This window comes from Roseomonas sp. KE2513 (genome assembly GCF_016107305.1).
In the GTDB taxonomy this organism is placed as follows: Bacteria; Pseudomonadota; Alphaproteobacteria; order Acetobacterales; family Acetobacteraceae; genus Roseomonas.
In genome coordinates this window covers 1-15,575 of record NZ_RCVR01000068.1, presented here as the reverse complement: position 1 = coordinate 15,575, position 15,575 = coordinate 1, and the positions used below count along the sequence as shown (strand labels likewise).

At 67.7% G+C, this 15,575-nt stretch carries 7 protein-coding genes and 1 pseudogene; all 8 read left to right on the top strand.

What is annotated here, in order from left to right; all coding sequences use genetic code 11:
* Positions 1 to 153: 153 nt before the first annotated feature.
* The 8 genes and pseudogenes from D9599_RS28685 (at position 154) to D9599_RS28650 (ending at position 15,480) form a co-directional block, all read left to right on the top strand.
* Positions 154 to 1,316 (top strand): annotated as a pseudogene (locus D9599_RS28685) (IS3 family transposase).
* Between the two features lie 743 nt (positions 1,317 to 2,059).
* Positions 2,060 to 3,052: a tripartite tricarboxylate transporter substrate-binding protein gene (locus tag D9599_RS28680; RefSeq protein WP_198384749.1), complete on the top strand. Its 993-nt coding sequence runs from the start codon at positions 2,060 to 2,062 to the stop codon at positions 3,050 to 3,052.
* A 319-nt stretch (positions 3,053 to 3,371) separates the two neighbouring features.
* Positions 3,372 to 4,919 carry a transcriptional regulator gene (locus tag D9599_RS28675; protein ID WP_198384747.1) on the top strand — a complete coding sequence of 516 codons (1,548 nt, stop codon included), beginning with the start codon at positions 3,372 to 3,374 and terminating at the stop codon, positions 4,917 to 4,919.
* 644 nt (positions 4,920 to 5,563) lie between these two features.
* The gene (locus D9599_RS28670) at positions 5,564 to 11,815 is read left to right on the top strand and encodes an autotransporter outer membrane beta-barrel domain-containing protein (protein ID WP_198384745.1); all 6,252 of its coding nucleotides are present in this window, start codon (positions 5,564 to 5,566) and stop codon (positions 11,813 to 11,815) included.
* Positions 11,816 to 11,882: 67 nt separating this feature from the next.
* A complete protein-coding gene (locus D9599_RS28665) occupies positions 11,883 to 13,355 on the top strand; it encodes an FAD-dependent oxidoreductase (RefSeq protein WP_198384744.1) in 1,473 nt (490 codons plus the stop codon).
* A 92-nt stretch (positions 13,356 to 13,447) separates the two neighbouring features.
* Positions 13,448 to 14,080 (top strand): MarC family protein, encoded by a 633-nt coding sequence (locus D9599_RS28660; RefSeq protein WP_198384742.1) that lies wholly within the window; start codon positions 13,448 to 13,450, stop codon positions 14,078 to 14,080.
* Between the two features lie 646 nt (positions 14,081 to 14,726).
* Positions 14,727 to 14,972: a hypothetical protein gene (locus D9599_RS28655; protein WP_198384741.1), complete on the top strand. Its 246-nt coding sequence runs from the start codon at positions 14,727 to 14,729 to the stop codon at positions 14,970 to 14,972.
* Between the two features lie 37 nt (positions 14,973 to 15,009).
* Positions 15,010 to 15,480 carry a cupin domain-containing protein gene (locus D9599_RS28650; RefSeq protein WP_198384740.1) on the top strand — a complete coding sequence of 157 codons (471 nt, stop codon included), beginning with the start codon at positions 15,010 to 15,012 and terminating at the stop codon, positions 15,478 to 15,480.
* The last annotated feature ends 95 nt before the right edge of the window (positions 15,481 to 15,575 follow it).

Below are 15,575 nucleotides of genomic sequence, written 5' to 3'. Positions count from 1 at the left end.
CCAGTCCGTAACACCCTCTAAGGCGATCGAGATCTACTTCTCGACCTCGGAGTGTCACCCTACGGTGAGGCACTCGTCCCGAGAGCAGGTACATTGTTGTTGGAGTGACCCGCTTCCGTGGAGCCCCTCAGGCTTTCGCGGGAGGCTCCTCCAATGGGCAAGACCCACCCCGCCTACCCCCCTGAACTCCGCCGCCGGTTGGTGGAACTGGTCCATGCTGGGGGAGACCCAGCAGACCTCGCGCGCGAGTTCGAGCCCTCAGCCCAGGCGATCCGGAACTGGGTCCGGCAGGCCGAGCGCGACGGCGGCGCGAGGAGCGACGGCCTGACGAGCACGGAACGAGAGGAACTGTCGCGGCTCCGGCGTGAAGTGCGTCAGCTGCGGCAGGAGCGCGACATCCTCTCAAAAGCCGCAGCCTGGTTTGCGCGGGAGACCGGGACGATCCCGTCCGGGCCTTCCGGTTCATGACCGCGAACCGGGCCGCCTTCCCCATCGCCGCTATGGCCCGCGCGCTCGGCGTGTCGGAGGCCGGGTACTCCGCTTGGCGTTGTCGCCCTCCGTCGGCGCGCGCCGTCGCGAACGAGGCACTGCTGCGCCGGATCCGCACGGTCCATCTCATCTCGCGCGAGAGCTACGGCGCGTTGCGGGTGCATGCAGAACTCTGGGCTGCCGGCGAGCACGTCAGCCGCAAGCGCATCGCTCGTCTGATGCGCATCTCCGGCTTCGTCGGTGCAAGCCGCCGCCGGAGTGGTCCAACTACGATGCGCCGCGACCGGGAGGCACGCCCTGCGCCCGACCTCGTGGACCGCGACTTTACGGCCGAGGCGCCGGACGTGCTGTAGGTCGCAGACATCACCTTCATCCCGTCGGCCGCGGGCTTCCTCTTCCTGGCGATCGTCCTCGACGCGTGGTCACGGCGCGTCGTCGGCTGGGCCATGGAGAACCACCTTCGGGAGGAACTCGTGTTGCGAGCGCTTGAGATGGCCGTCACCGCCCGTCGGCCACGGGCCGTGATCCATCACTCGGACCAGGGGTCGCAATAAACGTCCCTGGCGTTCGGGGAATGGTGCCGCGAGGCCGGCGTGCGGCCCTCAATGGGCTCGGTTGGCGACGCCTACGACAACGCCATGGCCGAGAGCTTCTTCGCCACCCTCGAATGCGAACTGCTCGACAGGCGGCGCTTCGCGTCGCAAGCCAAGGCCCCCATGGCCGTCTTCTCCTTCATCGAGGGTTAGTACAACCCCTCCCAACGTCACTCGGCCCCCGGCTACCTTTCACCCAACGCCTTCGAGGCCCAGATGCCAGCAACGTCCTGACCGACCCAACCCCGACCACTCCACGAGATCGGGGCAACTCCACCCGGCCGCATCGCCTCCCTCGCCAACTACCCATACCTGCAGTCAGTCAGAACTTCATGAGCCGGGTATTACGCCAACGTTGGCCGTCCTCACTGCCGAGACGATGGTGCTAGATGATGCTGGAAACGGAATGACCGCTTTCGGGAGGCCGATCGCCCCGGGTGAATGACCTAGTAGGGCGCAAAGCAGCAGTAGAACTGGCCGACTGACGAAGTCCGGCTTCCACCCAGTCGTCTATTGCGCCTCGCTGTGTTGACGGCCAGACCTGCGATCGGCCCTGCTCCGCCGCTTTGTCCCAGATGCGCTGAGGCCGGCGGGGAGAGGGCGCGCGGTCGGGCATGACCCCTTGGCGCCCCCCTTCCGTCCGGAAAGGGGGATTAGCGGACGGAATGACGCGGCCCGTCGCGGGAGACAGTGCTGGCGCCCCGAGAAGCCGAAAACCTTAGAAATTGAAGCTGTTTTCATTAAGTTGGCACGATAACGTCCGATGATCGTGTCTAAGCGGAAAAGAGGGGTGGATTGCCACATCCGGGCACCTGCTTGCACACTCGGAACACTCGAAACAGCGGCTGGGCGTTACAGTGAACGAGGCAGCGGTGGAGAGCCGGGTGGTGACGGGGCTCGAGGGCGCCTACCTTGGCGGCCGGTGCACTGGCTGGTTCCCCGTAAAGTCGGCCTACTGATGGTGAGGAGGCCGCTGCATGCCGCAGCCCGTGTCCCGCCGCGTTGTCCTTTCCGGCTCCACCCTCGTGGCCGCAACCGCTATGATCCAGGACGCGCAGGCGCAAGGCAGCTGGAAGCCTAAGCGTCCCATCCGGGTCGTGGTGCCCTACACCGCGGGTGGAGCCTCCGATGTCACAGCGCGTCTGATTGCGGAGGGACTGCACAGCCAGCTCGGCCAGCCGGTCCTGGTAGAGAACCGGCCCGGGGCGACGGGCATCATCGGAACGGAGACAGTCGCACGGGCCCGGCCGGATGGGCACACCCTGGCCCTGGTCGCCTCTTCGCATGTCGTGAACGCCGCGCTCTTCCCGGCGCTGCCCTATGATCCCCTTCGGGATTTCGCGCCGGTGATCCTGACGGCGAGGGTGCACCTCGTCATGGTTGTTCCCTCCTCCCATCCAGCCCGAGGCGTGCCGGACTTCATCGACTGGGCCCAGGCACAGGGCGGTCGTGCAGCCTATGCGTCCTCGGGCATCGGCTCAAACCCGCATATCTTTGCGGCGGACCTGCTACACCGTGCCGGCGTTAAGATGGAGCATATTCCCTACCGTGGCTCTACGGCCGCTCATGCCGACCTGCTGGCAGGCCGTACCTCCATGATGTTTGACGCTTACGCTGCCGTTCGGCCCCACGTGGTAGCTGGAGCACTGCGCGCCGTTGCGGTGGCCGGGCCTGAACGCACTCTCCTGCTGCCGGAGCTGGCCACTGTCGCTGAGGGTGGGTTTCCGGGCTATGGTGGCACGTCATGGGGATGCATACTCGCGCCGGCCGGTACTCCAACCGAAGCGGTTGAAGTACTGAACACGGTAGCAGGCGTTACCCTTGCGACCCTGCGCCTGCGGGAGCGGCTCGCGCTGCTGGGCGCGGAACCGGCGGGAGGTTCCCCAGAAGCGCTCCGCATCTTTATGGAGCAGGAGCAGAAGCGGTACGCCGCCCTTGTCAGTGCCTTGAGCATACAAGGACACATGTGACCCCTCAGCAGCTTGGGCCGTGTTGTGACCTAACACCGCGGGCTGATCTCTATAGCTGCACAAGCTTTGGTGAGCTGACACCGCTCAGATCTTGCAGGTTCTCCCGCCGAGAAGCCCTTCCGTCTATCTGAGCCAGCGAGCAGCTGCCGCCACCGTTCATCGAGACCTCGTTTGAACCAACTGAATGATGGCTCAAGCAAGGCATCTGACCCGGAAGCGCATTGTTTTTGCAGCCACGATGTCTTGTGCTAATAACCTTTCGGAAGAATTTCGGTGTTTGATCGGAAGTTGTTCGGTTGATCGCTTCACGAGGGTGGGGATGATGCGTTCGGAAGACGGCAAGGCATATCGATTCGAGGGCTTTCTGCTCGATACGGTGCGCGGCACGCTGTTTGGCCGGGACCATGTCGCAATCCCCCTTCGCCCTAAGACCTTTTCGCTTCTTGCCTATCTTCTCGAGCGACCCGGCCGCTTGATGGGGCGGGAGGAACTGATGGACACGCTCTGGCCGGGTTTAGTGGTGACGGATGACAGCCTGACGCAGTGCATCAGTGACCTCCGGAAGGCCTTTGGTGGGAGCGCCTCGGCGGTGCTTCGCACGGTACCACGACGTGGGTACATCCTCGCAGCCGAGGTCCGGACGGAGCAGCTGGCTCATGTTGTGCCTTCCGAGCTATCCACGCCGATGCTGGGTCCTGCCAGTTCGGCAACTCGTGACACAATCCATGTTCATCCGGTTGATAATCATGATGCGACTGCGTCCGAGTTTCATCTGGCTGAGACACTGACGGCGGAGCTGACCGCAACGCTGGCCCCTTTCGAACACCTGAGGGTTCTGAAGGCTGCGGAAGGCTTCACAGCCGAGGGTTACCACCTCCGCTTGGCAGTGCGTTCGGCGGGCGCCAAGTGGCGCGGCACGGTCCGTTTGGAGGATGAAGCGGGCGCCACCGTGTGGGGTGACCGCTTAGAGTGGCTACGCGAGGAGGGGCCGGAGCCATCTGAGGAAATGCTTGGCAATCTCGCGGCGGAAGTTGATCGTCAGGTCAATCGCGAAAGCCTACGCCGCGCAGTGGCTAAGCCGGTCGCGGAGAGAACGGCTCGCGACTATTATCTTCTCGGAAAAGAGCACCATCTCCGCACTACCGAGGCCGACACCCTCATTGCCAGGGACATGTTCGACAAGGCGATCGCCGCCGCTCCGTCCTATGCGGCAGCCTATGCTTGGCAAGCCTATGTGGTGCAGCGCGCCGTCACCTATGGATGGGGCAAGCCCGACGGGCAGGCAGGTCATGAACTAGCCCTGCAACTGGCAAGGCGCGGTGTGGAACTGGCTCCGGACTCGCCTCTTTGCCTCGGCCGTCTAGCCTTCATGCTGGCGCTAAACAAGCGATGGGAGGAAGCGGTGAACGTCGCCCGGGCAGCGCTCCGTACACGCCGCCCGATCTATGTGGCTACACGGGCGGACTGTGCCGACGTGCTGGCTACCTGCGGGCACGCCGAGGAAGCGGTGGGCATTTTGCGCCACGGTTTAGCGAAGGAGCCCTATGCTCAGCCTGGCTTCCGAGCAATGCTTGGGCGCGTGCTTCTACTAGCGGACCGGGTGGATGAGGCACTTACCGAACTGCAGTGGTGCGCTGCCAGGCTACCCGATTACGCCCCCTGCTACCTTTACCTCCTCGTCGCCTATACAGAAGTAGGGGAAATGGAAAAGGCTCGATTGGCGCTGCGGGAACTCGTCCGGCTACAAGGCGACGTTCAGCCCCGACACGAACGCTTCCGGTACGACAAGGACTTCAAGCGGTTCCGCTCGGCTATCGAGGCCGCAAAGGCTTATGATCTTGGGCAGCCGCTAATGCGAAGTGCTTAGCTCAACCTGCTCGCCTGGCCTTGGCCTTGGCCTTGAGGCAGGAAGGCCGATGGCTGACGGTCGTTCGTTGCTACCGGAAGGCGTACTATCAGCACAAAGCTTCTAGCGTTCATGACCCTTAGCCTCGCGAGGGTCGGAGGATTACCTCGGTCCACACCAACCACGGCCCTGCCACAGCACTTAGTTCTCGTTTGAATCGCTAACAAGGCAGCTTCTATGGCGACGACAAGAGCGACGGCACCTCTGCTGTCCCAGTCAGGGTGGGCGGCGAAGTTGTAGTCGAAAACCTCGCCATCGCATGTGCGTCGAGTTCTCTCGACATAGTCTCTTCCGAGCGCTCGGCCTGCGTTCAAAGCGGCCAGCGCCCTGCAGTAATGCAAATGACGAAAAGCACCTAGTCGCTCTGGTTCAAGGCTGACACTCCTCGCCCGCACGAACCAATCGTCACCAACTTTGATTCACAAGGACTTTCGGCCGAACACGACATCAGCCGCCGCTCACATTTCTTGAATATCTCCGACCGAGTTCCGAAGGAGCAGAGGCCATGAAAGCCGGCCCGCTCGCTGTTCGCCTCATCTAAGTTTCGGTGAACTTTCGGTGCGGTCTCAGGACTGGCAGTGAAGGCTGTCGGTACGAAGCAGCCCATGACCAGCACCTCGCTGGCAGGCCCAGAGCCCTTCCCACGAGAGAAGACCATGACCGCTTCGTCCTTCGCCCGCCGTTTGGCTCAACCCTCCTTCCCTGCAGCGCCGCATGTTTCGAACCGCGCGCGGCTCCTCTCATCCTGCTCTGCCGCGGCTGCGCTCGCGCTGCTCGTGGGCGCGCAGCCCGCCGGGGCGCAGACGCAGACGACATGCGGCGACATCTCCTACGGCGGCTGCTCCCTCTCCAGCACCGCTCCCAACGGCGCGACGCCCAGAACTCCGGATTTTGACAAATCGGGCAACAACGGCAATCCCGGCACGCCCGGGACCTCCATTAACATCGACCTCAGCCAGGTTCCCGGCACCGGCGGACTCTACTACGCCGCCGGCAGCACGCCGGCTGTCGCGCTGACGACGCAGGCTGGCAGCGGCAGCGATGGGACCGACGCCAGTAACAATGCGGTAGGCCCGGTGCCGAACTTGAGCGCCGGGAGCGGAGGAGCCGCGGGCGCGGCAGGCACTATCACCGTAACCATGCCGCAGGGTTCCAACACCCAGATCATCAGCGGCATCGACCAGTACGGTGATGCCGCGGCCGACGCCCCGGCGCTCCAGGTCTACTCCAGCGGTGGCAACGGCGGCGGTGGCGGCGTGCCTACCCAGGGCGGACTGGCCGGCGTGTCTCAGCCCGGCGCGAATGGCGGCAACATCACGATCAACGCTTATGCCAATCCCAACCAGGCCGAATCCAACTCCGGCCAGGTTGGCGCAATCCAATCTATTCAGACCGGCATCCTGGCCCAATCGATCGCGGGAAATGGCGGCAGCGGCCATCCGCACGTCACCGACTATGCAAAGCAGGGTGTGGATGGCGCGACAACGGATGCGAACAACGGCGCGCTGCCCGGAAGCGGCGGCACGATCAACGTCAATCTCGGTACTTCGATTGTCGCCTACACCCAGTTCTTCGCCAACATCCCCCCGACCATAGGCCCGTCCTCCGCCACTCCCGGCGCAGGTATCTGGGCAGTCAGCGCTGGCGGCAACGGCGGCAATGGCGGCACCGGCTCGGACAAGACGGATGGCGGCAGCGGCGGTAACGGTGGCGCTGCGGGCGCTGGCGGCGCGATCAACGTCACCGTGACCAATCAGGGGAGCGTGAACGTCCAACTCGGCAGCTACTTCACCACCGCGATCTGGGCCCAGTCCTTCGGCGGAATCGGCGGGCTTGGGGCCAACGAAAGCGGCTGGGCTTCGGGCGGCAACTCCGGCGCGGGAGGGAATGGCGGCGCGATCACGGTCGTGAACAACGGCTCCCTGACGACGGCGAGCGCGGACCACGCGCCGGGCATCCTCGCGCAATCCTTCGGCGGCGCGGGCCAGAGCGGCGGCACCGGCGGCGGCTGGGGCGCCCAGGGTGGCGAGGGCGCCTCCGGCGGCGACGGCGGCACCATCAGCATCTCCGGCTCGGGCTCGATCAACACCTCCAGCACGAACTCGCCGGGCATTCTTGCGCAGAGCATCGGCGGCGGCGGCGGCTCCGGCGGCAACGACCGCGGCTGGCTCGCGGTGGGCGGCGCCGGCGCGATCGGCGGCAGCGGCGGCACGGTTGTCCTGAGCTACGGCGGCACGGTCCGCACCGTGGCGGAGCTCTCCTCGGGCATGGCGGCCCAGAGTATCGGCGGCGGTGGCGGCTCGGGCGGCGATGCGCGGGGCAGCGGGGCCTTCCTGAACCTCTCCGTTGGCGGGCAGGGCGCGGGCGGCGGCAACGGCGGCTCCATCCAGGCCACCAACACGGGCACGGTGTCCACCGGGGGTGCGCATTCCCCCGGCCTGCTGCTGCAGAGCATCGGCGGCGGCGGCGGCTCGGGCGGCGCGGCCTATAGCCGCAGCCTGGGCGTGGCAGGCAGCGCCTCCGTCGCGCTCGGCGGCACGGGCGGAGGCGGCGGGGACGGCGGCGCCATTGGCTTCGCACCGGGCGCCAGCACGACCAACAGCGGCGCCGTCATCACGGCTGGGCACGACAGCTTCGGCATCGTGGCGCAGAGCATCGGCGCAGGCGGCGGCCTCGGCGGCGCCGCGGCCTCCAAGGCCACCGCCTACTCCGTGCCGGGCAACGACGACATCCCGACGGTCGCGATCAGCGTCAGCCTCGCCGGCAGTGGCGGGACCGGCGGCTCGGGCGGCGCCGTCACGCTGGACAACGGCGGGCTGCTGGCCACCCGCGGCGCCGGCGCCGCCGCGCTGGTGGCGCAGAGCATTGGGGGCGGCGGCGGCGCGGGTGGCGACGCGTCCGCCCATGCTAGCGCCCAGGGCAGCAGCTCCTTCAACCTGACGGGCGTGGTCAGCTTCGGCGGCCGGGGCGGCGGCGGCGGGTCCGGCGGTGCCGTCGCGGCGAGCAACAACGGCCTCATCATCACCAGCGGCGAATCCGCGGACGGCCTGCTGGCGCAGAGCATCGGCGGCGGCGGCGGCGCGGGCGGCACCGGCGACGGCCAGGGCAAGGCGACGGGCGACGACGCCTCCAACGTGAGCGTCACCCTCAACATGGGCGGCCAGGGCGCGGGCGGCGGCGGCGCCGGCCTGGTGGCGGCAAGCAACAACGGCGCCATCCTGACGCTGGGCGATGGCGCGGTCGGCATCATGGCCCAGGCGGTGGGCGGCGGCGGAGGGCGCGGCGGCGGCGCGGCGGGTACGTCCAGCGGCACCTACGCCGCCACGGTGAATATCGGCGCCAATGGTGGGGCTGGCGGCTCGACCTTCACCGGTCAGAACAGCGACTCCGTCAGCGTGACCACGGGCGCGGGCAGCGCCGTCGTCACCTTCGGTGCCTCCGCCCCCGGCATCGTCGCGCAGAGCATCGCGGGCGGCGGCGGGCAGGGCGGCAAGGCGGCCAGCACGATCGGCCACGCGACCTCCTCCACCGACGGCGGCACCGGCACGGCGGCAACGCTGGACAGCGCCTATGCCCGGATCGCGGCTGCCATAGCCAGTGGCGGGGCATCCAGCCTCAACGAGTACAACTCGGTCCAGGCGCTCACCGCGCTTGCGACCAGCCTGGTGACCGGCGCCCCCGTCTCGGTGCGGCGCCTCGGCGACGCGGCCAGCGACGGCGACGCGCTGGAGAACCTCGGCGGCGAGACCGGTGAGAACGAGGACAGCAGCGACGCCACCTCCATCACGGCGAACGTCGGCGTCGGCGGCCGGGGCGGCAGCGGCGGCTCGGCGGGCAACGTGACCGTGACGAACAGCGGCCGCATCGGCACGGTTGGCCCGATGTCGGACGGCATCCTTGCGCAGAGCATCGGCGGCGGTGGCGGCAACGGCGGCGCGGCCATCTCCTCCACCACCAGCGGAGACGTGCAGGGCGCGATCGGGGTCGGCGGGAACGGCGGCGGCGGCGGCAACGGCGCCAGCGTCACCGTCGCGAACAACGGCGTCATCACCACCATCGGTAGCCAGTCTATCGGCATCGTGGCGCAGAGCATCGCGGGCGGTGGCGGCATCGCCGGCACCTCGGCCGCCAAGGTGAAGCCGGACCAGGACAGCGACAGCTCCGTGCTCAGCGTGCCCATCTCCGTCGGCGGCAATGGCGGCGGCGCTGGCGTGCCGGGCACGGTCACTGTCACCAACAACGGCGGCATCGAGACGCGCAGCCACGACGCCATCGGCATCCTGGCGCAGAGCATCCAGGGCGGCGGCGGCATGGTGCGCACCCGCTCCTCCAATAACGAGGACAACAACGGGGGCCGGGCGGTCGCGAACGGCGGCAGCTACGGCATCAACCTCGCCTTCGGCGGTAAGGACGGCAATGCGCGGGAGGGCAGCTCCGGCGACGTCAACGTCAACCATTACGGCAACATCGTGACACTCGGGCGAAACGCCTACGGCATCTTGGCGCAGAGCGTCGGCGGCGGCGGTGGGCTGGTGCTGGGCGGCACGCCGAACAATGCGACGAACCCCTTTGCCGGCGGCACCATGTTCGGCAGCGCCGGCAACGTCACGGTGACCATCGGGAATGCCACTGGTGAGGCCGGCTCGGCCGGCAGCATCACCACCTCCGGGCAGGGTGCGGTCGCCGTCCTGGCGCAGAGCGTCGGCGGCGGCGGCGGACTGGCGGGCGACACGGGGCTGACGGCCCAGCGGTCCGCCTTCACGCAATCGGCCAGCCATGTCGGCAACGGCGGCAGCATCGGGGTCTTCGTGAACCCGACCGCGACGCTCACCACCAACGCGGCCAACACCCCCGTGATCCTGGCGCAGAGCGTCGGCGGCGGCGGCGGGCGCGTGACGGGTAGCGCCTTCGGCGCCAGCAACGGCACGGCGGGCGGCGATGGCGCCGGCGGCGCCGTGACGGTCGACGTCGGCGGCCAGGTGCTCGCGAACGGCGCCGCTTCCCCGGGCATCTATGCCGAGAGCGTTGGCCAGGCCACCTCCGCCAACCCGAACGGCGGCTCCGCCATCCGCATTAACGTCCTCCCCGGAGGAACGGTGCGGGGTGGCACCAACTTCAGCGACAATGACGGCTACGGCGCCGCCATCTACATCGTCGGCGGCTCCAGCGTGCAGACCTCGCCCGGCGCCAACAACATCAACAACGAGGGCACCATCACCTCGCTGGGCGGCACGACGGCCTCCGGCACCGCGATCTACAGCACTGGTGGCTGGAGCAACATCTACAACCAGCCGAACGGCGGTGTGATCAACGGCAGCATTAACCTGCAGAATGGTGGGGGCGGCGGCAACCTCTTCAACTACGGCACGGTGAACGCCGGCCCGATCATGCACTTCGGCGCCGGCACGGCCACGAACGCCGGCACGTTGACGGTGGGCGGCAACGGCAGCATCGGCAACGTGGCGGTGACCGGCAACCTCGTGCAGACCGGGGCCGGGCGGCTGGTGCTGGACACGAACCACGTGACGGGCGCCGCCGACCGGGTGGCGGTGCAGGGCCAGGTGCGGCTCGGCGGCACGCTGGAGGTGCGTCCGGCCGCGGTGGCCAACCGCGCGGTGACGGTGCTGACGGCCACCGACGGCATCGCGCTCGATCCCTCGCTGACCTCGACCCGGACGCATCTCTTCGCCTTCGACGCGCGGCAGGCGGGCAATAGCCTGCTGGTCCAGCCCCGGGCCGAGTTCACGGGCCAAGCCGCAGGGCTCGGCGCCAACCAGCGGGCCGTTGCCGCCCACCTGCAGGAGCTGTGGAACGGCGGCGCCAACGTGGGCAGCGGCTTCACGGCGCTCGCCGGGGTGCGCGACGGCGCCGGCTACGGGCAGGCGCTGAACAGCCTGTCCGGGCAGACGGTGGGGGCGATCTCGGCCTCTCGCTTCGCCAGCAGCCGCGACTTCAGCACCAACATGCTCAACGACTGCGCCACCTTCGAGGGCGCCGGCGTCAGCCAGGACGAGGCGAACTGCGGCTGGGCGCGGGCCTTCGGGAGCACGGCGACGCAGGACAGCACCGGCGGCACGCTCGGCTACAAGGCGACGTCTTGGACAATGCAGACCGGCGGGCAGGTGCAGATAGCGCCGGGCTGGTTCGTCGGCGGCTCCATTGCCTACCAGAGCAGCGTGTTCCGGGGCGATGCGGGCTCCTCCAAGGTCAGTGGCGACAGCGCGCTGATCGGTGGTCTGCTGCGCTACCAGGCTGGGCCGTGGCAGGTCTCGGGCGCCATCGATGCCGGATACGGCTGGTACGAGAGCCAGCGTTCCGTGACCGCCGGCAGCTTCCAGGGCACCGCGAGGGCCAAGCCGGATGCTTGGCATGTCGGCGCCCACGCGCGGCTGGCTTACCAGGTGCCCTTCGGGGACGAGGCGGTGGGCTGGTACGTGCAGCCGCGGGTGGACCTGCACCTGAACTACGTCCGCAGCGGCGGTTACACGGAGAGCGGGGCGGCGCCCTTCAACCTCACCGTTACCTCGCAGGGCGCCACGACCTTCACCGCCGTGCCTGCCGTGGAGGTGGGCGGGCGCGTGCGGCTGAGCGAGGCGACCGTGCTCCGCCCCTTTGCCAGCGCCGGTGTCGAGCTGGGCGCGAACGGGGACTGGGCGGCGACGGCCCGCCTCGCCAGCCAGCCGGCAAGCCGCGGCTTCCGGGCCAGCACGCCCATTCCGGACGTGCTGGGCAAGTTCACCCTTGGCGCCGAACTGCTCACCACCGCCAACTGGGACCTGCGCGTGCAGTACAGCGCCGCGGTCGGCGACCGCTACACCTCCCATGCCGGTCTCGCCCGCGTGGCCTACCGGTTCTGAGGAGAGCCGCGGGGAGGGGGCGCTGGTCCCCTCTCCGCGGACGAGGCACGAGCCAGAGGACACCTCCATGTCACCCATCCTCATCGTCGGCGCCGGGCCAGTGGGCCTGACCATGGCGTCGGAACTGGCGCGCTACGGCCTTTCTGTCCGCCTCATCGACCGCAGCCCGCACCCGGCCGAGACGTCCCGGGCCCTCGTCATCTGGAGCCGTACGCTGGAACTGATGGACCGGATGGGCTGCGCGGACGCCTTCCTGGAAATCGGGCACCGGGTGCATGCCGCCTCCATCCGCAGCGGCGATGCTGTGCTGGGCCGGACCGAGTTCAGCGACGTCGCCAGCTCCTACAACTTCGCGCTGACGATCCCGCAGAGCGACACCGAGCGGCTGCTGGCCGCGCATCTGCGGTCTTTCAGGGTGGCGGTGGAACGGCAGGTGGAACTGGTATCCTTCGTGGCATCGACCGAAGGAGTCGAGGCGCGGCTGGCTCATGCCGACGGGCGCGAGGAAGTGGTGGAAACGCCCTGGCTGCTCGGCTGCGACGGTGCGCACAGCGCGGTGCGCCACGGTCTGCGCGCCAATTTTACGGGCACGGCTCAGCGCGACGATTGGATCCTGGCCGATGTGCGTCTGGAGGGAGAGGGAAGGCCGCCCGCCGACGAGATCACGACCTACCTGCACCGGGATGGGCCACTAGCGATCTTCCCGATGCGAGAGGGCCGCGTCCGCTTGATCGCGGCCGTCGGGGAAGCCGAGACCGTCCATCCGCGAGCGGCACCGACCCTTACAGAAGTTCAAAGCCTCCTCGACCAGCGGGCCGGACACGGAATGCGCGCTTCCGACGCCACCTGGCTCGCCAACTTCCGCATCAACGGCCGCAAGGCACGGGACTATCGAAGTGGGCGTGTCTTCCTCGCGGGCGATGCGGCGCACATCCACAGCCCCGCGGGGGGGCAGGGCATGAACACGGGCATGCAGGACGCCATCAATCTTGCCTGGAAGCTGGCGATGGTGGCCCGTGGTGAGGCGGCGGTCAGCCTGCTCGACAGTTACTCGCCCGAGCGGGGCGAGGTGGGCGAAATGGTCCTGCGGAACGCCACCAGGCTGACCGACATGGCCACCCTGGCCCATCCGACCGCGATCGCGGCACGGAACCTCGTGCTTCACGTCATGCTCGGCCTTCATGCCGTGCGCCAGCGCATGGCCCTGACCATGAGCGAAATCGAGATCGCCTATCCCAGGAGCCCGCTATCCTCCGGCCGGCATGCCGGGGTGCGGCTCGCGCCCGCCGATTACGACGGCGTGCCCCCGGGCGCCGGCCCTGCGCCGCGCTTCGTGCTGCACGCTGAGGACACTAAGGCCGGCGAGGCCCTGGCAGCGCGCTTCCCGGCCCTGCTGGAGCCGCACCCGCGTCTGCCGCCCGTGGCCGGCCGCATCCTGGTCGTGCGGCCGGACGGGTACGTCGGTCTTTCGGCCGCGGCGGAGGATTGGGACGAGGTGGAGGCCTACCTGCGCCGGCTGACGCGGGAGGGCGCCGTCTAACCTGCTGGCCCGAGAACTGAGGCACTTCCTCCTGCTGAGGAGGGCAAGGGCATGCTAACCCCCAGGTTCACCACCAACTGCGGAACTCCGCTTTGCTCGACGATTACCGGCTCTTCACAACGCAGCTCGTGACGCTCTGGGCCGTGCTGGACCCGATCGGCCATCTGCCCCTCTTTCTCGGCGCCACGACGGCGCTGAGCGAAGCCGGCCGCCGGCGGGCGGCATGGCTCAGTGTAACGATCGCCTTTGGCATCCTCATCGGCTTTTCCGTGGTCGGGCAGCTTCTGCTGCACGCGATGGGAATTTCGCTGCTGTCCTTCCAAATCGCCGGCGGCGTGATCGTTTTCCTCTTCGCTCTGAGCATGGTGCTCGGCGAGGTGAAGAAGCCTGCGCTTCACTCCTCATCCGCGGAGGATGCGACGGCAGTGGCGATCCATCCACTCGCCACGCCAATTATCGCCGGGCCGGGCTCCATGCTCACCATGGTCCTGCTAATGGATAACAACCGCTACTCACCGGTGCAGCAGGGAGTGACAATCGCCGCCCTAGCGGTGGTCCTCGCCGCGCTGCTCTGCGTCTTCCTTCTGAGCGAGAGGGTGCGGCGCGTTATCGGTGAAAACGGGTCGCACCTGCTGCGGCGAATCATGGGCCTCATCCTCGCGGCCCTGGCGGTGAACATGATCCTCAGCGCGCTGGCACTCTGGTTGCACCTGCCGGAGATCTAAGCCTACGGGCCAGACGCCCTCACGCACGAGGGCCCTGGCGCCGGGGCACACCAGCGTCTCAGTAAGGAGGATTTGAAGTTGGTGTTCAGATAGGTCTAGGCCCTCCTCGACCAGCCAGAGCTTTGCGCTTGGCTAATAGGTACCCGTCTTGGGCCTGCCCGAAAAGGAGATGGAGACCTACCTAGTTTAGCTGGCACAGCCTGCCGTGACCCCATGTGCTTCTCCTCGGTCACCAGGAGCCGACCGAGGGCCTTCTCGTGGCTGCCATCCGTCACGGCGTCGCAGGCGAGCTCAAACAAGCCGACCTGTTCAGACGACGAAAGCTGGTGTGCCAGAAGCGGACAGAGGGCACTGTACCACGACGAGAGTCCAAAGCGCCCGCATAAAGCACCTCTTTGTTGGCACGGAGCAACTGCAAGGGTGCGCAGGACGATCAGAAGCATCGTCCGAAATCAGGCTGCAGAGATCTGACAGCGGAAGTTCGGAGAGATTTCAGTATTCACTCAGGACTTCACCTCGCGCACGGCAGTAGGTCTAGCCCTGCCACGACGGAGCTCCTGCCATCGTCCTGGCGGGCAGAAGCTTGCAGGGCAATTCGGGTGGCCATCGCGAGCAAAGCCCTATGCAGCACCTGAGGACGTAATCCATGAATCGTAGAGCAAGCTTCTCCCTCGCTTCTGCCGCCGCGCTCACCGGCCTCGCAGCCCTGACCGGCTGCGCGGTCGCGCAGGAGCCCTGGCCAAACCTGAACGACGCCGAGGCGCAGCTGCGCGGCGCGCTGATGTCTCTGAACCGGGCGCCGAACCGCTTCGGCGGCCATAAGGCCGAGGCCGAGCGCCTGATCCGCGGCGCCCTCGCCGAGATCGAGATGGCTAAGCAGTCCTTCCGCTGAGGGACGTCCCGCCTTGCGCAGGAGGGAGAGGAACAACGTGACAGGCTTCGACTTCTTGCACGACACGAATGGTGGCGAGCCGATCCACCTGCCGGAGATCGGGCTGAACCTGCGGGTCCGGCTCTCGTCGCGCGAGAGCAACGGGCAGCTGACGGTTATCGAGACCACCCACGCCGCGGGCTACGGCCCGCCACTGCACCGCCACCTCGAGACAGAGGTCTACCGGATCGTCACCGGCAGCTACCTCTTCGAGGTGGCCGGCACGCGCTTCAACGCCCTGGCCGGCGACGTGGTCTGCATCCCTGGCGGGGCGGCGCACCGCTTCATCAACGTCACGGACGGCCCGGCAGGCCAGATCGTCATGATCCTTCCCGGGTTGGACGCCGCGGGCTTCTTTACCGAGTTCGCCGGCGTCATGCGCGGCGGTAGGGCCGACCCGGCCGTCCTGTCCACCTTCGAGGAGTACTGGGGCTTCGAGCTCCTGGGCCCGTCGCTCCGGCTCGATTGAGACACCCACGACCGCTCATCCCTTTTGCAATGGAGTTCCCTACGATGAAGTCCCTCCTCGGCCTCGTTGCCGCCCTGGCCATCGCCGGCGCTGCG